The sequence below is a fragment of the Arthrobacter sp. MMS24-S77 genome, from assembly GCF_054888235.1.
In genome coordinates, this window is the sequence record NZ_JBTZRN010000001.1 from 480,814 (window position 1) to 501,610 (window position 20,797).

The following is a 20,797-nucleotide window of genomic DNA, read 5'->3' on the forward strand; positions in this document are numbered from 1 at the left end:
GGTCAGATCCTTTCCAGGTCGCCGTGACGGCGGTCCACAAAATAGACGGCGGCAATGCAGCCGCTCGAGACGATCACGCCGGCGATCATCCACACGAGAAGGAACGGGATGCTCCCGAAGACGTACCCGACGCGGTTCACGGCCGGGATCGCGGCGATGCACCAGAGGTACGGAAGAACAAGAAGCCACCAATGCCGCCTGGGCCTTGGGTGTTCCGAGCGTCCGGATCGAACAGGGGGCTGGGGGAAAGCTCATCACTGTGAGTCACAGTGTCTCCTTTGAAAACAGCGTCCCCTCCGCACGGGCACTTCAACGTGCCCGTTTTCCGGAGGGTCGCCAACCGAAATCAATGATGTTATTCTAGTCACACTTCAATTATTCGTCCAGAGTGAAAACTGGGCGTCCCACTCAGGAGGCAAAATGTCTACAGTTATCCGGGCGCACCGGCTTCTGACGAGCAGCTCTGCGGACATCATCGCCGATGGTGCCGTCGTCGTCGATGGAGCACGCATCGTCGCGGTCGGAACATGGGACGAGGTCGGCCAGGCCGGTCGCGGGTCTGCCGAGGTCGTTGAGCTCGGAGATGTCACCCTCATGCCCGGCCTCTTCGATTGCCATGTGCATTTGTCCTTCGACCCGGCATCTGGAACGACGACGACGGCGGTTACCATCCCTGATGACGAGGCGCTTGAACTCATGCGTTCGAACGCGGGCAAGCTCCTGGACGCGGGAGTGACGACGGCCCGGGACCTGGGCGCACCCGGCACCCTGGGTAGCCGGATCAAGGCAGAGATCGCCTCCGGAGAGACCTCCGGTCCATCGCTGCAGGTCACCAACGCCCCCATCACGGTAAAAGGAGGGCATGCCTTCGCGATGGGTGGGGTCGCCGAAGGGGTCGAAGAGGTCCGCGAAGCCGTTCGGCGCAGGGCCGCTGAAGGCGCGGACCTGGTCAAGGTCATGACGACCGGCGGCTTCATGACGGCCGGTTCGCATCCGTGGCAGACCCGTTACTCCCTTGAGGAACTGCGGGCCATCGTTGAGCAGGCCCACGAGCTTGGCCTGTTGACGACCACCCATGTTCTTGGCGTGGAAGGAATCGACCGGGCCGTCGAGGCCGGCTTCGACGCCATTGAGCACTGCGGCTGGGTCACCGAGTCCGGAACGAAGTTCAACCGGGAGATCGCCCGGAAGATCGTGGAGCGCGGAGTCGTGGTCAGCCCCGCCATGAACACCGCCTGCATGGCCGACAGCTACTTCTGCCCGTGGGACGAACACGACGCGGTGGTGGGCAATCTGCGGGCCCTGCACGATATGGGCGCGCGGATCATTGCGGGAACCGATGCGGGCATCGGCCTGGTGCACTTCGCACGTTTCGCCGACGGGCTCTCGGTCTTCGCCGACGCGGGAATGGGCCCCCGCGAGATCATCGCAAGCGCCACCGACGTCGCGGCGGAAGCCTGCGGCCTCGGCGAGGTGACCGGCAAGCTCGCGCCGGGCCTGCGCGCGGACGTGATCGCCGTCGAGGGCGACCCGACGGAGGACTGGGAAGCACTCAGGCGGCCCATGTTTGTCATGGCCGCCGGACGCCGGCACGAACTGCGCCCTATCCCGCCGCGGGACATCGATCCGGATATGGCGCAGAAGATCCACGACACCCTCACACAAGGGGCCGGCCGTCCCCTCGCCCACGGCCACGACCACTGATCCCAGAGTATTTGGAGCATCCAATGACAACAATGACTCCCGAAGTTTTCCGCGCCCAGTTCCCGGGTCTGGAGCGGAGCGTCCATCTGGCCAGCTGCAGCCAGGGAGCGCTCTCGCGCGAGCTCGCCGGGGAGCTGCTGGACTTCCAAAGCAGCATCATGGAGCGCGGAGCGCCCTGGGACCTGTGGATGGAGAAGGTCGAAGAAGCACGGAACCGCTTCGCGGCGTTCATCGGCGCTTCCCCGCAAGAGATCGCCGTGGTGCCGAACGCGTCCGCCGGGGCATACCAGATCGCATCCACCCAGACATACGGCAACGGCCGGGACCGGATCATTACCAGCGAACTCGAGTTCCCGTCCGTGGCCAACGTCTGGGTGGCCCAGGAAGCGCGTGGCGCTAAAATCGGCTTCGCGCAGGAACACGCGGGAACGGTTTGCGCGGAGGACTATGCCGCCCTCATCGACGAGAGGACCAAGCTCGTCTCGGTTCCCTTGATCACCTACCGCAACGGATCACGCCTGCCCGTGGCCGAGGTGATTCAGATCGCCCGGGCCCACGGCGCAAAAACGTTCATTGACGCCTACCAGGGCGCCGGAGTCGAACCGATCAACGTGCGTGAACTCGGATGCGACTACCTGGTAACGGGCTCGCTCAAATACATGCTGGGCGTGGCAGGGGTGGCGTTCCTTTATGTCCGCGGGGGTCTTACCGATGAAGTCTCCCCTCAGCTGACGGGCTGGTTCGGACGGCGGGACCCGTTCGCCTTCGACCCGAGGGCAGTCGACTACCCCGAAACAGCGAGGCGCTTCGAATCCGGCACCTACGCCGTGCCCGCAGTGTATGCGGCCATCGCAGGAATGAAAATGCTCGCCCAGATTGACCAAACAGAAGTCCAGCGGCACGTCGCAGCCCTCACCCGAGAACTCACGGAGGAACTCACCACAGCAGGGTTGCAGCTGGACTCGCCACTGGACGCAGCCCGCCGGGGACCCCAGGTCGCCCTCATCGACGAGAACCCCTCCGAGCTCGCCGCTTTCCTCGAATCAAAGCACATCATCGCCAGCCCCCGCGGACGCGCCGTGCGCATCGCGTTCCACTACTACAACCTCAGCGAAGACATCACCACACTCCTCAAAGCACTCGACGAATGGCGCCACATTTAAACCATGGGGACTATCTCCGTGCCACCGAGATCCCCGCTGTCTTCCTCCGGTTGGTTCCCGTAAGGAAGACGTGATCAACGCGGGCCACAACTTAAACTGCTGTGCTTCGGCGTGCCATGAGCCTGCCGAAGCAGGCCCTGACCCTTGGCTGGCCCCCAACCTGGGCTGGTCTGCATCGGCAATTAACTACAAAGGACGGTGAGACTGGTGGCCGAGAACGCGCCAGAAGCACGCACGCCAAATGATCGCGCCGCAAATGAGGACACTAACGATCAGCCGGCTGACGCATTCCTGGCCGGGAGCCTTCGCAAGGCGCCTGGCCCATATTTCGGCTCCTTCGGAGGTCGCTGGATGCCCGAGTCCCTCATCGCGACCCTCGACGAGCTCGAGGAGACATTTGAGAAAGCGAAACAGGACCCGGACTTCATCGCGCAGGTCGTTGAGCTCAACCGAAACTACACCGGTCGCCCGTCGCTCCTGACCGAGGCGCAGCGCTTCTCCCAGCATGCCGGCGGTGTCCGTGTGTTTCTCAAGCGCGAGGACCTCAATCACACTGGCTCGCACAAGATCAACAATGTGCTCGGCCAGGCACTCCTTGCCAAGCGCATGGGCAAGACCCGCATCATCGCGGAAACCGGGGCCGGTCAACATGGAGTTGCCAGTGCGACCGCGGCCGCATTGTTGGGTCTGGAGTGCGTCGTGTACATGGGCGCCGAAGACTGTCGCCGACAGGCGCTCAATGTGGCTCGCATGCAGTTGCTCGGCGCGACGGTCGTTCCCGTGACGAACGGCTCGCAAACGCTCAAGGACGCCATCAGCGAGGCGCTCCGGGACTGGGTGGCGAACGTGCGCACGACTCACTACCTGCTGGGCACGGCCGCCGGGGCACACCCCTTCCCCGCCATGGTCCGCTTTTTCCATGAAGTAATCGGAGACGAAGCGCGCGAGCAGATCCTCGCCCAGGCCGGCCGTTTGCCCGATGCCCTATGCGCCTGCATGGGAGGCGGCTCAAACGCGATCGGCTTCTTCCACGGCTTCCTCGACGATCCGTCGGTCCGCCTGTACGGTTTCGAAGCGGGCGGCGAAGGCATCGAGACGGGCCACCATGCGGCGACCATCACGCTCGGCCGCCCCGGCGTCCTGCACGGTGCCCGTACCTACGTCATGCAGGACGAGGACGGGCAGACGATCGAATCCCGCTCGATCTCGGCAGGTCTCGACTACCCGGGTATCGGCCCCGAGCACGCCTATCTGCATGACATCGGCCGCGCGAGCTACGAGCCCGTCACCGATTCCGAGGCCATGAGCGCTTTTGCACTCCTGTGCCGCACGGAGGGCATTATTCCTGCCATCGAGTCTGCACACGCACTCGCTGGAGCGATCAAGGTCGGGCACCGACTTGCGGAGCAGGGCGGTGATCCCGCAGAGCGGATCGTGATCGTCAACCTTTCCGGGCGCGGCGATAAGGACGTCCAGACAGCGGCCGAATGGTTCGGCATGCTCGACGGCAGCGGCCAGATCAGGGGCACCACACTGTCAACAAGAAGACCACACGGCCACGGTGCCGACGCCGCTAGTGAGGAGAACGCATGAGAGGGATGGGAGAGCCTGATGCTGAGGGGGCCAGCCCCAAGCGAAAGGCCGTGAGCAGGGCCGCGGCCGCGATCGATCGGGCCAAGGCGGAAGGCCGTGCCGCCCTCGTGGGGTATCTGCCGGCGGGATACCCCAGCGTGCAGGGGAGCATTGAGGCTGCGATCGAGCTCGCCAGCAACGGCGCGGACATCATCGAGATCGGCATTCCGTACTCCGATCCCGTCATGGACGGGACCCTCATCCAGGCTGCCACTACGGAAGCCCTGGCCAACGGCTTCCGAGTGGCGAGCGTGTTCGACGTCGTCAAGGCAGTCAGCGAGGCGACCGACGCCGCCGTCCTCGTCATGACCTACTGGAACCCGGTCGCGCGTCTGGGCGTCGACGAGTTCGCCCGGCGCCTCGCCGAGGCCGGCGGGGCGGGGATCATCACGCCCGACCTCATCCCGGATGAGGCAGCCGAGTGGCTGGAGGCCTCCGAGAAGTACGGCCTGGACCGGGTCTTCCTCGTCGCGCCGTCCACTTCCCCGGACCGCATGGCGATGACGGTCGCCGCGACGCGCGGATTCACGTACGCGGTTTCCCTCATGGGAGTCACTGGTGCCCGGGAGACCGTCGACGAGAGCGCCCGGCGGGTAGTCGCCGCCGCACGCGATGCGGGCGCGGAGCGCGTCTGTGTAGGCCTAGGAATCTCGCACGCCGGGCACGTCCGGGAGATCGCAGCTTACGCCGACGGCGTGATCGTGGGTACCGCCATCGTGGCCGCCCTCCGCCGGGGTGGCCCCGCTGCTGTCGGACGCCTCGCCGCCGAGCTCAGGGCCGGCCTCGTCCCGGGCCCTGCCGCCCCGTGATGGCAGCTCGCTGCTGACTAGCTTTGTCTGACTTACCGGGCTTCTGTAACCCGGAAGAACCGTCATGCCGACCTGGTCAGGTCGGCATGACGCTGGACAAACCGGCCATCCAGCCCGGTTCGTCAACTCCCAAAGGACCCATCATCACCGCATCATCCCGGTAGACGATTTGAATCCCGGTTCTCCGTCCGGCTTACCTGCGTGCCACTCTTCGAGTCCGGCAAAATGCGTCCAATCCACTAATAGTTCAGTTCATCATCAAGGAGGATGACATGGGAAACGAGCATCAAAACGTACCTCCGGTAGTCCACGTCCAACGCCCAAGCCACCCAGGTGCGTCCATGGCGTTCATATTCAGCACGCTATCGTTCCTGTTCTGGGCCAACATCCTTGGGTATTTGGGACCCGGTGGCAGCCTTGCCGTCGGAGTCGTCCAACTCGCTGTATATGGCAGCTACCTCGCCGGATCGGTGATCCTGTTCAAGCGCGGCGACGACTTCGACGGTAATGTCTTCATGGTCTTCGCGGCGTTCTTCGGAGGAGTCGGCGGTGTGCTTAACGTTGGCTCGACGATCAGCGCGATGCTCGGCCTGCCCTTCTCACCCCAAGTCGGCGGCATCTGCTGGATTTTGGTGGGCGTATTCCTGCTTGCCTGCTCTCCGGCAACGCTAAGAAGCAATATCGTCGACGCGGGTGTGTACGTTCTTGCGGCCCTGGCTCTGCTGACGCTCGGCTTCACGATCATCGGATTCCTACCGACAGTAGGGCTGACGGTTGCGGCATGGCTGCTTTTCGTCGTCGGAATCCTCGGAGTGGTGCTCACGGCATCGATCCTGGGGTCCATTATCGGATACCGCATCCCCCTTGGCCCTGCCATCCTCCGCCCGCGGACAGCCACGCGGGCAAAGAGTGCAGAAACCTTCGCTGCGAGCTTATAGGCGAACGCCGCCGGTACCAGAGTCCTCAGGTGCTGCCGCGTGGACGCCGGAGGGCTTCGGGGAGGCCTTGTGCCCTAGGCTCGCTAGGCCAGCACTGGGCGGGCGCTGTTTTCGACGAGGAAGGCTTCGAGTACCTCGTTGAACACCTCCGGGTATTCCATCATGCTGAATCGGCGCGCCCCGGGAATCCACTCCTGCCGGAAGTTCGGGAGGTCGGCAAGGAGTTCGGGCCTGTCGGGTGATGGGTCCTCGGTTCCACAGATGCCAAGAATGGGGCAGGTGATCCGTCGAAGCTCTTCGCGGAGGAAGGGAATTGAGGTGTAGTACTCCCCGGCCTGCACATAGTGCTCGGCCGCATGCCCGGCGAAGATCTCGACCAGTTGCCGGCGGACCTCCGGCTTGTCGGGCGGGAGAATCGGGAGCATGGTCTGGTAGTTCTCCTCGATGAAGTTCTCGAGCCCTTCCCTTCCCTGCTGAAGGAGCACGTCGCGGAACTTCGAATGCAGGTCCGCAAACGAGAGTTGGTGCCTCTTGCGACGCTCCTCCAGGAGGGGAAAACCATCAAGCTCATACCAGGACGACAAGACCAAGGCCTTCACCCGCTCCGGATGCCGCAGCGCAAACGACACCGCGATGGGAGTGCTCATCGCGACGGCGACGATAGTGGCGCGTTCGATGCCTAGTGCATCGAAGAGTTTCCGCATGTCGCCGGTCTGGTTCCACACGGAATACCCGTAAGGCGGAGCCTCGCTCCTCGCGTGCCCTCGACGGTCGTAGGCGATGCAACGGTAGTTTTCGCCGAAATGCTCGAGTTGCCGGTCGAACAAGCGGGTGCTGTGTGATTCGCCGTGTAGGAAGACGATAGGCTCTCCGGAGCCAACAGTCTCGTAGTGGATGTTGCAGGAATTTGCGTGAATGACTGGCATCTCATCTCCTCGGTCGGCGAAATTGCGGCCGTTCGCATGCCGGAAACGCTAGCAGCGAGGTCGACATTGAAATAGCCGATATTTTGGATGGCCGCCATAGGCCTCAGCTATGGAAGCATGCGGCGATCTTCCAGGACTACGTCCAGGAAATGTGCGGCGGGACCGACGAGCGGCTGTGCATCGCGTCGATGCAGCGCGACGATGAGGCGCCGCACGGAAGCTGCAGCGGGCAGTCGGCGAAGGACAAAGCGTCCGGAGTCGATTTCCTCCTGCTCGAGCGCTATTCGCGGCAAGAAAGCCACGCCGAGGTCGCTTTCGACCATTTTCTTGGCAGCGTCGATGCTGTCGAGGGTGAGCACGGCGGCGGGAGGAATCCCCGCCTCGTGGAGGAGGTTCGAGAGGAGCTGTTCGAAGTCAGACTCCGAGAACATGATCAGTTGAGCCGAGGCGATTTCGTGCAAGGAGATTTCGCCGCCGTTGCTCACCGGGTGGTTGGGACCGTGCACGCAGACGATCTCGTCCTGATGGATCGGGATCGACTCGAGCTCCGGATGTTCCGCATCGCAGGCGAAGCCGAGTTGCACTTCCTCGCGCAGCACGAGATCGACCACCTCGTCGGGGTGGGCCGTACGGACGTTGACGGGCACGTCCGGGAAAGCATCCCGGAACTGTTTGAGCATCGGCGGCAGGACCGTCGTCAGCAGCCCGGGTACCGTCGCGAGCGTGAGAACTCCGGCGTCCCCTGTCGTGAGCTGATTGACCAGCTTCCGCCCTTCGTCGATGGCCTGGATGGCCCGCAGGGCATACGGAAGGAATGCCTTGCCCGCCTCCGACAGCCGCACGCCGCGGGACGTCCGGATGAGAAGTGGAGCACCGAGTTCCTGTTCGAGAGACTGGATCCGGGCGGTCAGTGCCGGCTGTGACAGGAAAGACTTCTCAGCCGCACGGGAAATGCTCTTCTCCCGCACCGTCACGAGAAATCCTTCAAGCTGCGCAAGCATCACCCTTGCAACTATACCGGATAGTTATCGGCAGCGTCGATGGATTCCGTTGATTTCCTTCCCGCGACTGATAGCGAGATGGTCATGGGTGTGGGTTTGGCCGGGTGGGCAGCGGCAAGGTCAGGCGGGGTCCAGGGCGCTTTGCAAGTGGGTGAGCTGCTCATGCCAACGGGGCAGCACTGTGTCTGAGGCGTGCAGGATGAACCGGATGCCGGAAGTGACCGTCGCGTACGATGCCCGTTGTTCCCGCACTGCGCGGAGCATGCCGGTGAAGGTGGTCCGCGGGGGGTTAGTCAGGACAGGTCCTTGCTCCTGGACCGTGAACTTCAGGTCGTAGAGGTTGCCGCCGGCGGCAACCGTCACCAGGAGCCGGCCGTTCCGGCGGAGGTTGGCTGCGCCCGTCGAGCCGTTGTGCAGCAGGATCGCGATCCGGCCATTGCTCGTCAGCACCACTTCAGCGAGGCTGAGCAGGGCAGTGCGCGGCCACCCGTCCTCGTCCACGGTCGTGATGGCGACAGCCTCGCATTCGGCACTCATGGCGCCCCCTGGCCCGAATGTGCCCCCTAGCGCGAGGGCCAAGGCCTCCGGGACCCGGTCGCCGTCGCCGCCCGCGCTCATGAGCGCGGCCCGGCGCCATTGCGCGCCATCTCGAGGTGAAGCCCGCCGTCAACGGGCGGCGGCGAGCCCTCGACCTCGGGGGCAACCAGACGACGGGAGGCGGCTGCCGCGGCTGCAGCGGCGGTGCCCGGCCAGCGTGGCAGCGCCGGGAGCTCGATACCGACCTGGTCCAGCATGCGGCCAACGGATTGATCGATGACGTCCTCGAGGTTCTCCGGGCGGTGGTAGAAGGCCGGTACAGGCGGGAAGATGACCGCTCCGAGCTCCGCTGCCTGGGTCAACAGACGCAGATGCCCCAAGTGCAGCGGAGTCTCGCGCACGGCCAATACAAGGGTCCGACGTTCCTTCAGCATGACATCGGCGGCCCGGACCAGCAGATTGTCTGCGTAAGAGTGCGCAATCCCGGACAAGGTCTTCATGGAGCACGGCACCACGATCATCGCATCCGCGCGGAACGACCCGCTGGCGATCGGGGCGCCGATATCGGAGAAACCGTGCACGACGTCCGCGAGTGCACGGACGTCCTGCGCGGTGTAGTTGGTTTCCAGCTGAAGGTTGAGGGCGCCGGCGCGCGAGAGGACCAGGTGTGTCTCCACATCGGGTACCTCGCGGAGCATCTGGAGTGCGCGCACCCCGAGGATGACGCCGGTGCTGCCGGAGATCCCGATGACGATTTTCTTCTTCACTGATGGACTCCCGTCGAATGGGGACGATTGGCAGGGCTGTTCGCCTGGGCCGGGGACGAACGTACCGAGGACAAACGCGCCGGGATCCGCCAGCCGCGCCGGGCGGCACTCATGCGGTTGGCGACGATGATCCCGGAGCCGGCGCCCAGACCGGGGCCGGGGTGGGTGCTTGCCCCGACCAGATAAAGGTCCCTGACCGGCGTGATGTGTCCGGTGAGGTCGGGCCGGGGTCGCCAGAGCAGGCTCTGGTCAAGGGAGAACGCTCCGCTGGAGCCGTCGCCGCCCACGAAGTTCTCGTTGGCGCGTGCGAGGTCGGTGGGAGACATCGCCACCCGTCGGATGATTGAGCTCTCGAAGTTCGGAATGTGCTTGGCCAGAATCTGCTGGGCCCGGTCCGCGACCCGCTCGCGCAAGTCCTCGGTCCACACACCGTCAGGCGCGTCGATCTGGCCGGCTGCGTCGCCCCGCAGGCGGGAGGGCATCTCGTGCAGCTGGACCGCGAAGATCCACCCGCCCTCGGGCGCTCGCGAGGGGTCGACCGCGACAGGTTGGCCGACCGTCAGCGTCGGGAGGGCGGGGATGAGCCCGCGTTCGGCCTCGTTGACCGATCGGGAGATCGCATCGACCCCGGAGGTGAGGTGGATCGTGGCCGCATCCAGGAGCTGGGGATCGGGCCATTCCGGACGCCCGCTGAGGGCGAAGTGGAGCTGCATGCGGGCGCGGCCGTAGCGGAACCGACGGGCTGCCTGGGCGGCGGCGTGCGCCTCCGGTACGTCCGCGAGCAGGCTGCCGTAGAGCTGGGTCGGCGTCACGCCTGCTACGACTCCGCGCTTGGCGGTGACCAAGGTGCCGTCCGCCAGACGCACGCCGGCGGCTCGCCCGCGCTCGACGAGCACGGCGCCCACCCCGTTGCCGGTGAGGCACGTGCCGCCGGCATCACGGATGATTCCTGCCAGGGCGTCGACGAGCCGGTTCCCGCCCCCTTCGGGGACGGGCGTTCCGCGGGCCTCCAGGGACATGGACATCATGCGCGTCATGAAGCCGGAGGATGGCTGCTCCGGTCCCATGCCCGCGTGCAGCGTCCACGGCGCGAGAAGTGCCTGGGTCGTGGGGGAGCGGAAACGATCGCTCCAGTCCCGGCACGATTCCAGGAGCTCACCGCTGAACTTCAGCAGTCCCTTCATCCCCAGCTGGCGGTAAGCCCCGAGACCGAGCACGACCCCCTGCCGGGAGAGCAGGTCCCCGGACATGATCCCGCGGACCAGGTGCGCGACCTCCTGATGCTCGGCACGCAGCCGGCGCCAGGTCTCCCCGTCTCCGGCTCCGGCCCCCTCGAACGCGGTCATGTTGCGTTCCGGATCGGTCGTTAGGGTCGCCGAGTCGCCATCAGCGGTGAGCCCGCCGGCCGGGACACTGCAGTGGAGGTATCTCAAGCCCCGCGCCGCGAGGTCCTCGGCCAGACGGGCGTAGGCCGCCGAGCCGAGGAACATCGCGTGGCTGATGGCGTATAGATCATGGATGTATCCCGGCGCCAACTCCGTGGTGTGGATCGCGCCCCCGAGGTGGTCCTGCCGCTCGAACACACCGCACCGCCAGCCCTCCTGGGCCAGGAGCGCGGCAGCGGTCAAGGTGTTGATCCCGCTGCCGACGAAGACGGCGTCGTAGTCTGCCATTGTTATTTGGTCCAGCCCAGCTGAGCGCCCCAACGTTCACGGACCCGGCGTGCGAGGTCGGGGCTGACCTCGACGACCGGGGCGAAGTCGCGAAGGCGGTGGTAGGGGCGGCAGGCGTTGATGATCGCCCGCGAAGAGACCCATGGACCCTCGGGGTCGGCCAGCATCGGGTCCAACGGATTCGTAGGTGTGTCCCGGATGATCTGGATGCTCTGCGCGGGGTCGGTTCGTGTGGAGATCGCCCAGATGACGTCGTCGATGTCGGTGACGTCGATGTCATCGTCGACGACGACAACATAGCGGCCCATGGAGACACCGCCGGCAACGAGTGCGGCGGCGGCGCCCACTTGTTGCGCGTGACCGGCGTATCGCTGCTTGATCGAAACGACGTTGAAGAAGTTCGCCGATCCGGTCTCGTATTTCCATGCGGCACTGACACCGGGTATAAGCGCCTGCAACTCGTCGAGCAGCAGCGAGGATTCCAGTGCGGCCCGCCAGAAGGAATGGTCGAAGGGGGGCTTACCCGGCAGGGATCCGTAGACGATCGGCCTGCCGCGGGAGTAGACGCGCTCGACATGGATGACCGGGCGCTTCTCGCGGCCGCCTGCAAAATACCCGGTAAATTCCCCGAACGGGCCCTCCCAATCCTCGTCGTCCGGCTCCACCCATCCCTCGATCGCCAGTTCGGAGGAAGCCGGGATCGGCAGGCCCGTGACCTCGCCCTCGATGACGTCGACCGGTGTGCCTGCGATGGCGCCGGCAACCGAGAGTTCGTTGACGCCGTAGGGGAGGGGCAGTGCCGACGCAAGGTAGATGAGGGGTCCGTGGCCGAAGCTGACAGCTATCGGGGCACGTTCGCCTCGTTCGAGGTACTTGTTCAGATGGATGCCGCCGTGGTTGATGGGCTCGATGAATACACCCAGGGAACGCTCGTCCCGAACCGACACACGGTAGGTGCCGTAATTGACGTCATGGGTCTCCGGATCGCGCGTGATGACGCTGCCGCCCGTCCCCAGGTAGCGGGCGCCGTCGCCCTCGTGCCAGAGCGGGGCGGGATAGGAACGGAGGTCGATCTGATCCCCGCTGAGGATCTCGTTGCAGACCGGGCCGGTTTCCACGACCCGCGGCTGGTACTGCGCGGCAGCAGCTTGCCACTGCCGGGGCAGGCCACGCAGCTGCTCGACCAGTTGGTGCACATCGAGCCCCTCCGGCAGACCGAGCGCGGAGGCCACACGCGCCGGGCTGCCCAGGGAGCAGGAGAGGACACTGCCGGCGCCTTCGTAACCGGGGATCCGGTCAAACAGAAGGGCGCGGCCCCGGTTCTTCGCGTTGAGGTCGGTGATGGCGCCGATCTCGTAATCGAGTTCGGCACCGGAGACTTCATCCAACTCGCCGAGACGGCGGAGTTCGTTCAACCATAGTCGGAGGTCGAATCCGGGGTGGCTGACTTGTTCTTCTGCCGTCGAGGGGGCTGCTTCGGTTTCGCGTGCGCTTGTTGTCATGAAAAAACGCTACGATGGCCGCGCCCATAGATAAAGACGTTCTTTTCGATCGCACCCATCGGCAGAATTTATGGGCTTTTCCCATAGCCGAAGCGTATGCCTCCCATCGAAACAATCAATTAGCTGACTCCGCGGGATCTGAGTAGCGTTCGTGTGACCGGCATCACCGCACTCGTGATGGAGCGCCGCGCCCTCTCATTTGATGGGGCGAACCAAGGCCTTGCGCTTCTGACCGCGAACCGCCTTTCCAAGGCCCGGTTCTGCCCTCAATGCTGTCCGGGAAGACAACTTCTCCCCTTGCTAAAAAGTTCCCCTACACAAATCCCCCTACACAAAGAAGTGTTCCCTGAGGAGGTTTCCATGGATGAAACGACCGAAACGTCCATATTGCAGTCTTCGCCCCCGTCCCCGGGTGGTGCCCCGCCTGGAGCCCTGGCGGGACGTGTCCGCTCCGGGGCATGGGTCATCGCCTGCTGTTGGTTCGCGATCATGGTCGACGGCTACGATTTGATCGTATATGGCACGGTGGTGCCCGCCCTGATCAGCGGTCAGTGGGCCCTCACGCCGGCCCAGGCAGGCCAGATCGGGTCTCTGGCACTGGCCGGGATGATGATCGGCGCGCTGCTCGCCGGCGCACTGACCGATCGCATCGGTCGGCGTCGATTGATGATCGCCTGCGTCGCGTGGTTCTCCGTGGGGATGGCACTTTCGGCCCTGTCGCCGTCACCGGAGCTCTTCGGCCTGACGAGGCTCGCATCCGGCATCGGCCTCGGGGGACTCATGCCCACTGCGATAGCGATGACCCTCGAGTACGCCCGCGCCGGACGGCGCAGCACGGCCAACGCCGTCATGTTCTCCGGGTACTCGATCGGCGGCATCCTGGCCTCGTTGAGTGCGATATGGATTCTCCAGGCTTCGGGCTGGCGCACGATGTTCTGGATCGGGGCGGCGCTTGGCGCTGTGCTGCTAATCGTCATCCTTGCTGCATTGCCCGAGTCGGTCACCTTCCTGGTGGGCCGCGGGCGCCGCGCGGAGGCGACCGCGCTTGCAGCCCGATACGGGATTCAGGTCCCAGACCCGGTCCCCGACGGCGCAGAGCGCACTGGGGTAAGGGCGCTTCTCGATCGCCGCTACGCGGCGACCACCATCCTGTTCTGGCTCGTCGTCGCTTTCGGGCTGCTACTCGTTTATGGGCTGAACACCTGGCTCGCCCAGATCATGCGTGAGGCGGGGTATCCCTTGGGGACCTCGCTGGCCTTCCTCCTCGCCCTGAACGCCGGAGCGATTCTAGGCACTCCGCTGCTCGGCCTGGTCGCCGACCGCATCGGCTCCCGCATCGTCGTGGCCGGTATGTTCGCCGGCGCGGCCGTGTCCATCCTGCTGCTCATGATCCGCTTCCCGACCCCGGTCCTGCTTGCCTTGGTCACGGTAGCGGGAGCATGCACCATCGGCACACAGACACTGCTCACGGCCTTCATTGGCAGCTTCTACCCTGAGCGGTTGCGGGCTGCGGGGCTGGGCTGGGCATTGGGCATCGGTCGGATCGGGGCGATCGCCGGCCCGCTCTACGGCGGATTGATCCTCTCGACCGGCTGGGGTTTGCAAGCCAATTTCCTAGCGTTTGCGGTGCCCGCGCTGCTCGCATCCGTACTGGTGATGCTGATCCGCCGACGGGGACACGGCGGAACCGTAAACGTGACCGCCGCCGCCCAGCAGACGCCAAGCGTTGAAAGCGCGGAAAAGGACACCGCCCGCCAACACTGACGCTGCGGTCCCCCTGAAAGCAGAGGCCGTCCTTAGCGGTATGGGTCGTGGCGGCCTCTGCATCACCCATTCAGGATTGATCTGTTGAGCAAGGCACAGAGACAACTCGTGTGCATCGTCACCAAGACGGTACGCCACGAGGACAATACGACACCAACGCGGCGCACAGAGTCGCCGACCCTCCCATCTATTTCACAAAGGAGTCCCTATGTCACAGCTGACCGGGCTGCTCGCTTCACTCGCTGCAGGCGAGGTGCGCGTGGTCGACTTGACCAACACACTGTCGAACGAAACCCCGACCATCCGTTTGCCGGAGCCATTCGCGAATCTGGTGGATTTCAGCCTCGAGGAAGTTTCGGCCTACAACGAGCCCGGGCCGCTCTGGAAGCACCACAACATCAGCACCGGCGAGCACATCGGAACCCATCTCGACGCACCCGTTCACTGGGCGACAGGCCGGGGCGGGAAGGATGTGTCGCAAATCGAACCCTCGCGGCTGGTCGGCCCCGCCTGCGTGCTCGATGTCACGCGGGAGGCAGCCGCAGATGCGGACTTCCTGGTCGACGTCGAGCACGTCAAGGCGTGGGAAGACCGGCACGGGCCCATTCCCGAGAATGCGTGGCTGCTGGTACGCACGGGTTGGGGCGCGTACGCCCAGGACCCGATCCGGTTCCTCAACGCCGACGAGGCCGGAGCCCACACCCCGGGTTTCACTGTCGAGTGCGCCCGGTGGCTGGCGGACGTGGCGCCCATCTCCGGGGTCGGGGTGGAGACCGTAGGGATCGATGCAGGGCTCGCTCCGACGATGGACCCGATCTTCCCGTTGCACCACTTCCTGCTCGGCGCGGACAAGTACGGCGTCACCTCCCTGCAGAACCTTGACCGGCTCCCGGCCACGGGCGCCGTCATCGTGGTGGCGCCACTGCCGATCCTGGGCGGGACAGGCTCCCCGGCCCGGGTCCTCGCCTTCGTGGACGGAGCCCACGGATGACGACCCCGCTCCACGCCTCAACCAGCCCGGAGGCCCCCTCGGCACCCGTCAGTGAAACCGTCGCCGAATTGGTCGGCCGAACGCTCGCGGAACTGGGCGCCGGACACTGCTTCGGCGTCGTCGGTTCCGGCAATTTCGACGTCACCAATTCTTTGATCCGGCACGGCGTGCCGTACACGGCCGCCCGCCACGAGGGTGGCGCCGCCACCATGGCCGACGCCTTCGCAAGGATGTCCGGTAAAGTTGCCCTGCTTTCCGTCCACCAGGGCTGCGGCCTGACCAACGCCGCAACGGGCATCGGCGAGGCCGCGAAATCACGCACCCCTCTCGTGGTGCTCGCCGCCGAGACGGCCGGCGCCGCGGTGAAGTCGAACTTCGCCATGGACCAGCCAGGCCTTGCCCGATCTATTGGCGCGGTCTCCGAACGGGTCCATTCCGCCGCCTCCGCGGTGGCCGACGTCGTCCGCGCATTCCGCACCGCACAGAACGAACGCCGCACCGTCGTGCTCAATCTGCCCCTCGACGTCCAGACGCAACAGGTGCCCGCCCCGGAGCAGGCCACCCGCATCGATCCTCCCGCCCGGGTCCGCCCTGCCGTATCGAGCGTCGATGCCCTCGCCGACCTCATTCTCGGCGCCCGGCGGCCCGTATTCGTCGCCGGGCGCGGCGGCCGGTACGCCCGGGAGGAGATCCTGGCACTCGCCGCGCACTCAGGGGCGCTTGTGGCGACCTCCGCGGTGGCCAAGGGACTGTTCGCCGGCGAGCCGTTCGGCCTGGGGATCTCGGGCGGGTTCTCTTCCCCGACGACGGCGGAGCTCATCGCAGGCGCGGACCTCATCGTCGGCTTTGGATGCGCCCTGAATATGTGGACCATGCGCCACGGCACCCTGATAGGCAAGAACACCGCCGTCGTGCAGGTCGACGTCGACGACGCCGCCTTGGGCGCCAACCGGCCCATCACCCTGGGTGTCCTCGGCGAGGCCGGCGCCACCGCCGCCGAGGTCCTCGCCGAACTAAAGCGCCGCGGGGCGGCTCCCAGACCGGGGTACCGCACCGAGGAGATCCGGGCCAGAATCGCCACCTCGTCGCGGTGGCAGGACGTGCCGATCCGCGACCTCTACGAGGCCGGTGAAAATGGATCGCGGCGCATAGACCCCCGCGTGCTCACCAGCAGGATCAACGAACTCCTCCCTCCCGAACGCGTGGTCGCTGTCGACTCCGGAAACTTCATGGGCTACCCGAGCCAGTACCTGGACGTCCCGGACGAGAACGGGTTCTGCTTCACCCAGGCCTTCCAGTCAATAGGGCTCGGCCTGGCCACCGCGGTCGGGGCCGCCCTCGCCCAGCCCCGCCGGCTTCCGGTGCTCGGAACCGGCGACGGGGGTTTCCTCATGGGCATCAGCGAGCTTGAAACGGCAGTCCGGCTCCGCCTGCCGTTGCTGTGCATCGTGTATAACGACGCCGCTTACGGTGCGGAAGTACACCACTTCGCGGCAGACAAGTCGGTGGATGTCTCGACGGTGACATTCCCCGAGACCGATATCGCGGCCATCGCCCGCGGCTACGGCTGCCAGGCCATCACCGTCCGGACCCCCGAGGATCTCGCTCCCCTGAGCGCTTGGGCCGGCTCCGGTCCGGACCGGCCCCTCGTCATCGATGCGAAAATCGCCTCAGACGGCGGCGCTTGGTGGCTCGCCGAAGCCTTCAGCGGCCACTGATTGCGGACCACGTAGCCGAGAACGAGGCGGTGCCCCTCCGACTGGATCTCCAGGCGGAGGGGCACCAGCGGCACGCCTCAGGGGTATTTGATTGGAGGGGAAAGTGCTTCGGAGAACGTGGCTCAGGTCCTGATCAGTTGGAGGGCGGTGTTACCGAGATGATGAATCGTGCCTTGTCGTGGTGCGGGTTCAGGAACCTGTGGGGGAGAGTGGAGTCGAAATGGCAGCTGTCTCCGGCGCCGAGAGCATACTCGGTGCCGTCGATTTCAGCGATGAGTGATCCTTCGAGCACCAGGACGCACTCTTCGGAAATATGTGTGCGGGGGAGTTCGGAGGATGCCGCGCCCGGGTCGAGTGTGCCCTCCAGGACTTCGACCTTCCCGCCCGAACGCGACACCTGGGAGTAGGTGACGTGCAGGTGCGGTGAAGAGACCAGACGGCGTTCGTCGTGGCGGATCACGGCGACCGGTTCGGCTACTTCGCCGCGGAAAAGGTCGAACAGGGGAACCTGCAGAGCTTCGGCCAGGCGCCGGAGGGATTCCAGGCTTGGGTCGCTCTGGCCCCGTTCGACCTGGCTGAGCATGGCGACGGACAGTCCTGTTTGTTTGGAGACCTGGTCCAGGGTCAGGCCGCGGTTGCGCCTCAGTTCGCGAATCCGTGATGGCAACAAGGCTGGAATCCCTCCTGACGCAGGCTTCAGGCTGCCGGTGTCGTAGCCCAGAACTTCATACTAGTCCGCGTCGGCCGTTCGCAATGCCTGGCCTGAGCACGCCACTGTTCGTGCCCACGTAGGCGCTTCCTAAGCGGGCAGGAGCAGCCAAGGAACTCCCAAGCCGGCTAGCGCTCGGGGATGACGGCGATGCCCTGGATTTCGATGAGGGCTTCCTTCTGCCATAGGCGTGTGATGCCGATTCCGGCCATGGCGGGGTATTCGGATCCGGCCATTTCACGCCAGATCCGTCCGATCGCGCGTCCGTTGGCCATGTAGTCGTCCACGTCGGTGAGGTAGATGGTCACGCTGACCAGGTCCTCGGGCTGACCGCCTGCCTCGCGCAGCGTGGTCAGGACGTTCGAAAACGCCTGGGTGAACTGTTCGACAATTCCGCCCGGGACGATGTTCATGTCCTTGTCCAGGGCCGTCTGGCCACCCAGGAACAAAGTGTTTCCGGCGAGCATTCCGTGTGCAAAACCTGATGGCTTGGGGAGCGACTCCGGGTTGATCGTCCTGTGGCTCATGCTGTTCCTCCTCGTTGTTGGCACTTGCGAAAACTTTTGAAAAGCCTCTGTGCAGATCATTCCTGTCGTGCTACGTTGAGCATATGTGACGATCGTAAAAAAGTCGACATACACATTCGGGAAGCAGCATTGGAAGGAAAGAACGCATGAAACTCGCCACCCTGCGGACAGCCGAAAAGGGCACGACGGCGGCGCTCGTCACGGGCTCCGACTCCTACCTCGCGCTGCCGGCCAGCGACGTCGGGGCGCTTCTTGCCCAGCCGCAGTGGCGAACCATCGTGGAAAAAGTGGCGACAGCCGGAGGCAACGCCATCAGTGGCGTTGCCTTCGCCCCGCTGCTTCCCGGGCCGGCAAGGTCATCTGCTGTGGCCTGAACTACGGCGACCACATCCAGGAGATGGGCCGCGATCTTCCCGAGTTCCCCACGCTGTTCGCCAAATACGCGGACACCCTCACCGGCCCGGCCGACACCATCCACGTCCACGGCAGCGTGAAGGTCGACTGGGAAGCCGAGTTGGCCGTCGTCGTCGGCTCCGAGCTGTTCCGCGCGGACGAAGACGAAGCACGGAATGCCATCGCCGGGTACACGGTGGCCAACGACGTTTCCATGCGGGATTGGCAGAACCGCACGTTGCAGTGGTTCCAAGGCAAGGCTTTCGACCGAACGACGCCGGTGGGCCCGGTCATGCTGACCGCGGACGAGGCCGACGGCGATTTCGAGGTTCGCGGCTATGTCAACGGTGAGCTCGTGCAGCACGGCAACACCAGCACACTGGTGTTCGGCCCGGCGAAGCTCCTTTCCTACATTTCCCAGTTCACCATCCTGCGCCCCGGCGACCTTGTCCTGACTGGTACGCCCGGGGGAGTGGGGATGGGCATGACGCCGCCACGCTTCCTGAACGACGGCGACGTCCTCACCACCGAAATCGACGGGATCGGAAGGCTGGAAAACCATTTCCGGATCCACGCACCCGTCCCCGCCAACGTCTAGACCAAGACAACGACCAACCACTTCAAAGGAGTGACCACCATGAACCCCACTGCTACCGATTACCGCCTCGAAGGCGACAACTCCATCTACGCCCAGCCGGACGGCAAAGTGGTACCTGTCGTCACCCGCGGCGGCGAAGAGGACACCAACACCGCCCAGTCCGGCGACTGCATCCGCGTCTCCGGCGTCAGCATCCAGCACACGCCGGCCACCAAGATCTGGTTCGGGCAGGTCTCCAACGTTCCCGGCTACCGCTCCCTGCCGCACCACCACGGCGAAGCGGAAACCGGCGGCTACGTGCTCCGCGGCCACGGCCGCATCTACTTCGGCGAAAACTACTCCGAGTTCCTGGACATGAAGGCCGGCGACTGGGTATTCGTCCCGCCGTTCATGCCGCACGTCGAGGCCAACATGTCCGTCACCGAAGAACTCGTGTGGTTGACCGCGCGCACCCCGGAGAACCTCGTGGTCAACCTCGAAGACGTTGCCGACGAGACCCTCGCAGACTTCCGCAGGGCCTGATGGACATGTCCACTGGAACTTTGACCGCGGAGGCATTCCTCAAGGCCATCGAACTGACGGCCGTCCCCGCCCAGATCCACGACGAAGCCTACGAAGCCACCTCGCAATACGTTCCGTGGCCCAAAGCCTACGGCGGAGACATGGTGGCCCAGGCCGCGGCAGCGATGATGCGCTCGGTCGACGCCGACCGATCGCTGCATTCCATGCACAGCAACTTCATGCGCCCCGTGGAGATCGGGGCCACGGTCCGCTACGAGGTCGAACGCCTCCGCGACGGCCGCGGATACTCGACCCGCAGCGTGCGGGGCTACCAGAACGGCAAGACCGTGTACGCGGCGATGGGTTCTTTCCAGGTGCCCGAAGACGGCCCGGATTTTCAGCCCGAGGCGCCATCCGCCGTCGAACCCGAATCCCTCCGCAGCGCTGCGGAGGTGCTGCAGGGCGTCGAGGGGTCCGCTGCCGAGTACTGGTCCTCGAAGCGAAGCTTCGACATGCGACACATTCCCGGTCCGGTATATCTGCAGGTGGAAGGCGATTCCATGCCACACCAGGCCATCTGGGTGAAGGCTTTCGAGCAATTGCCCGACGCGGGCAACGAACACGCGACCGCCGATCTGCACCGCGCGGCACTGGCCTATGTCTGCGACTACACCATCCTGGAGCCCCTGCTCCGGGTGAACGGACTCCACTGGTCCAGTCCCGGACTCGCCACGGCCAGCCTCGACCACTCCATGTGGTTCCACCGGGACGGCCGCGCTGACGACTGGATCCTGTACGCCCAGGAAGCAGTGTCCGGGCAAAGCAACAGGGGGCTGGCCATGGGCCGCTTCTTCGACAGGCAAGGACGCCTGCTGGCAACGGTGGCCCAAGAGGGCATGATCCGCGCCGGCTCCTGAACACTTTCGACTTATCCGCCGTATTAC

18 protein-coding genes and 2 pseudogenes are annotated in these 20,797 nt (G+C 65.1%); 11 read left to right on the forward strand and 9 right to left on the reverse strand.

Annotation, left to right across the window (positions count from 1 at the left end):
* Positions 1–2: 2 nt before the first annotated feature.
* Positions 3–176: pseudogene (locus tag ACX5I4_RS02250) on the reverse strand (DUF3311 domain-containing protein); the annotation flags it as partial.
* Positions 177–420: 244 nt separating this feature from the next.
* Between ACX5I4_RS02250 and ACX5I4_RS02255 the strand changes: the two are divergent.
* The 5 genes from ACX5I4_RS02255 (at position 421) to ACX5I4_RS02275 (ending at position 6,246) form a co-directional block, all read left to right on the forward strand.
* On the forward strand, positions 421–1,704 hold the full coding sequence (locus ACX5I4_RS02255) for a metal-dependent hydrolase family protein (RefSeq protein WP_306962540.1): 1,284 nt from the start codon (positions 421–423) through the stop codon (positions 1,702–1,704).
* 23 nt (positions 1,705–1,727) lie between these two features.
* Positions 1,728–2,867, forward strand: coding sequence for an aminotransferase class V-fold PLP-dependent enzyme (locus tag ACX5I4_RS02260; protein WP_306962542.1), 1,140 nt, complete (start codon positions 1,728–1,730; stop codon positions 2,865–2,867).
* 291 nt (positions 2,868–3,158) lie between these two features.
* Positions 3,159–4,460: a tryptophan synthase subunit beta gene (gene trpB, locus ACX5I4_RS02265; protein WP_306962729.1), complete on the forward strand. Its 1,302-nt coding sequence runs from the start codon at positions 3,159–3,161 to the stop codon at positions 4,458–4,460.
* Positions 4,457–5,308 carry a tryptophan synthase subunit alpha gene (gene trpA / locus ACX5I4_RS02270; protein ID WP_461835228.1) on the forward strand — a complete coding sequence of 284 codons (852 nt, stop codon included), beginning with the start codon at positions 4,457–4,459 and terminating at the stop codon, positions 5,306–5,308. The genes trpB and trpA overlap by 4 nt, the downstream gene beginning before the upstream one ends.
* Before the next feature lie 272 nt (positions 5,309–5,580).
* Complete coding sequence (locus ACX5I4_RS02275) at positions 5,581–6,246, forward strand: hypothetical protein (RefSeq protein ID WP_306962546.1); 666 nt, start codon at positions 5,581–5,583, stop codon at positions 6,244–6,246.
* Positions 6,247–6,329: 83 nt separating this feature from the next.
* Here ACX5I4_RS02275 and ACX5I4_RS02280 read toward each other — a convergent pair whose 3' ends face one another.
* The 6 genes from ACX5I4_RS02280 to ACX5I4_RS02305 form a co-directional block, all read right to left on the reverse strand.
* Positions 6,330–7,172: an alpha/beta fold hydrolase gene (locus tag ACX5I4_RS02280; protein ID WP_461835229.1), complete on the reverse strand. Its 843-nt coding sequence runs from the start codon at positions 7,170–7,172 to the stop codon at positions 6,330–6,332.
* 107 nt (positions 7,173–7,279) lie between these two features.
* Complete coding sequence (locus ACX5I4_RS02285) at positions 7,280–8,173, reverse strand: LysR family transcriptional regulator (RefSeq protein ID WP_306962550.1); 894 nt, start codon at positions 8,171–8,173, stop codon at positions 7,280–7,282.
* Between the two features lie 120 nt (positions 8,174–8,293).
* The gene (locus tag ACX5I4_RS02290) at positions 8,294–8,791 is read right to left on the reverse strand and encodes a pyridoxamine 5'-phosphate oxidase family protein (protein WP_306962552.1); all 498 of its coding nucleotides are present in this window, start codon (positions 8,789–8,791) and stop codon (positions 8,294–8,296) included.
* A complete protein-coding gene (locus tag ACX5I4_RS02295; RefSeq protein ID WP_306962554.1) occupies positions 8,788–9,477 on the reverse strand; it encodes a UbiX family flavin prenyltransferase in 690 nt (229 codons plus the stop codon). Before ACX5I4_RS02295 ends, ACX5I4_RS02290 begins: the two co-directional genes overlap by 4 nt.
* Positions 9,474–11,150: a phytoene desaturase family protein gene (locus ACX5I4_RS02300; protein WP_461835230.1), complete on the reverse strand. Its 1,677-nt coding sequence runs from the start codon at positions 11,148–11,150 to the stop codon at positions 9,474–9,476. The genes ACX5I4_RS02295 and ACX5I4_RS02300 overlap by 4 nt, the downstream gene beginning before the upstream one ends.
* 2 nt (positions 11,151–11,152) lie before the next feature.
* Entirely contained in the window at positions 11,153–12,652 is a 1,500-nt protein-coding gene (locus ACX5I4_RS02305; protein ID WP_306962558.1) for a UbiD family decarboxylase, read from the reverse strand.
* Positions 12,653–13,012: 360 nt separating this feature from the next.
* Between ACX5I4_RS02305 and ACX5I4_RS02310 the strand changes: the two genes are divergently transcribed.
* From ACX5I4_RS02310 to ACX5I4_RS02320, 3 genes are all read left to right on the forward strand, one after another.
* On the forward strand, positions 13,013–14,416 hold the full coding sequence (locus tag ACX5I4_RS02310) for an MFS transporter (RefSeq protein WP_461835231.1): 1,404 nt from the start codon (positions 13,013–13,015) through the stop codon (positions 14,414–14,416).
* 208 nt (positions 14,417–14,624) lie between these two features.
* The gene (locus ACX5I4_RS02315; RefSeq protein WP_461835232.1) at positions 14,625–15,407 is read left to right on the forward strand and encodes a cyclase family protein; all 783 of its coding nucleotides are present in this window, start codon (positions 14,625–14,627) and stop codon (positions 15,405–15,407) included.
* Positions 15,404–17,125, forward strand: coding sequence for a thiamine pyrophosphate-binding protein (locus tag ACX5I4_RS02320; RefSeq protein ID WP_461835233.1), 1,722 nt, complete (start codon positions 15,404–15,406; stop codon positions 17,123–17,125). Before ACX5I4_RS02315 ends, ACX5I4_RS02320 begins: the two co-directional genes overlap by 4 nt.
* Before the next feature lie 133 nt (positions 17,126–17,258).
* Here ACX5I4_RS02320 and ACX5I4_RS02325 read toward each other — a convergent pair whose 3' ends face one another.
* Together ACX5I4_RS02325 and ACX5I4_RS02330 are read right to left on the reverse strand one after the other, a co-directional pair.
* Positions 17,259–17,792, reverse strand: a complete 534-nt coding sequence (locus ACX5I4_RS02325; RefSeq protein WP_306962566.1) for a helix-turn-helix domain-containing protein — start codon at positions 17,790–17,792, stop codon at positions 17,259–17,261.
* Between the two features lie 170 nt (positions 17,793–17,962).
* Complete coding sequence (locus tag ACX5I4_RS02330; protein WP_306962568.1) at positions 17,963–18,361, reverse strand: RidA family protein; 399 nt, start codon at positions 18,359–18,361, stop codon at positions 17,963–17,965.
* 146 nt (positions 18,362–18,507) lie between these two features.
* On the opposite strand from ACX5I4_RS02330, the pseudogene ACX5I4_RS02335 reads away from it, so the two are divergent.
* The 3 genes and pseudogenes from ACX5I4_RS02335 (at position 18,508) to ACX5I4_RS02345 (ending at position 20,770) form a co-directional block, all read left to right on the forward strand.
* Positions 18,508–19,352, forward strand: a pseudogene (locus ACX5I4_RS02335) (fumarylacetoacetate hydrolase family protein).
* Positions 19,353–19,391: 39 nt separating this feature from the next.
* Positions 19,392–19,874: a cupin domain-containing protein gene (locus ACX5I4_RS02340; protein WP_306962571.1), complete on the forward strand. Its 483-nt coding sequence runs from the start codon at positions 19,392–19,394 to the stop codon at positions 19,872–19,874.
* Between the two features lie 5 nt (positions 19,875–19,879).
* Positions 19,880–20,770, forward strand: coding sequence for an acyl-CoA thioesterase (locus tag ACX5I4_RS02345; RefSeq protein ID WP_461838627.1), 891 nt, complete (start codon positions 19,880–19,882; stop codon positions 20,768–20,770).
* Positions 20,771–20,797 lie beyond the last annotated feature (27 nt).

Bases quoted from the DNA above. Each gene is read 5' to 3' on its own strand.
- ACX5I4_RS02255 (WP_306962540.1), top strand. From the start codon at position 421: ATGTCTACAGTTATCCGGGCGCACCGGCTTCTGACGAGCAGCTCTGCG.
- ACX5I4_RS02260 (WP_306962542.1), top strand. From the start codon at position 1,728: ATGACAACAATGACTCCCGAAGTTTTCCGCGCCCAGTTCCCGGGTCTG.
- trpA (WP_461835228.1), top strand. From the start codon at position 4,457: ATGAGAGGGATGGGAGAGCCTGATGCTGAGGGGGCCAGCCCCAAGCGA.
- ACX5I4_RS02275 (WP_306962546.1), top strand. From the start codon at position 5,581: ATGGGAAACGAGCATCAAAACGTACCTCCGGTAGTCCACGTCCAACGC.
- ACX5I4_RS02280 (WP_461835229.1), bottom strand. From the start codon at position 7,172: ATGCCAGTCATTCACGCAAATTCCTGCAACATCCACTACGAGACTGTT.
- ACX5I4_RS02285 (WP_306962550.1), bottom strand. From the start codon at position 8,173: ATGCTTGCGCAGCTTGAAGGATTTCTCGTGACGGTGCGGGAGAAGAGC.
- ACX5I4_RS02290 (WP_306962552.1), bottom strand. From the start codon at position 8,791: ATGAGCGCGGGCGGCGACGGCGACCGGGTCCCGGAGGCCTTGGCCCTC.
- ACX5I4_RS02300 (WP_461835230.1), bottom strand. From the start codon at position 11,150: ATGGCAGACTACGACGCCGTCTTCGTCGGCAGCGGGATCAACACCTTG.
- ACX5I4_RS02305 (WP_306962558.1), bottom strand. From the start codon at position 12,652: ATGACAACAAGCGCACGCGAAACCGAAGCAGCCCCCTCGACGGCAGAA.
- ACX5I4_RS02310 (WP_461835231.1), top strand. From the start codon at position 13,013: ATGGATGAAACGACCGAAACGTCCATATTGCAGTCTTCGCCCCCGTCC.
- ACX5I4_RS02315 (WP_461835232.1), top strand. From the start codon at position 14,625: ATGTCACAGCTGACCGGGCTGCTCGCTTCACTCGCTGCAGGCGAGGTG.
- ACX5I4_RS02320 (WP_461835233.1), top strand. From the start codon at position 15,404: ATGACGACCCCGCTCCACGCCTCAACCAGCCCGGAGGCCCCCTCGGCA.
- ACX5I4_RS02330 (WP_306962568.1), bottom strand. From the start codon at position 18,361: ATGAGCCACAGGACGATCAACCCGGAGTCGCTCCCCAAGCCATCAGGT.
- ACX5I4_RS02340 (WP_306962571.1), top strand. From the start codon at position 19,392: ATGAACCCCACTGCTACCGATTACCGCCTCGAAGGCGACAACTCCATC.
- ACX5I4_RS02345 (WP_461838627.1), top strand. From the start codon at position 19,880: ATGTCCACTGGAACTTTGACCGCGGAGGCATTCCTCAAGGCCATCGAA.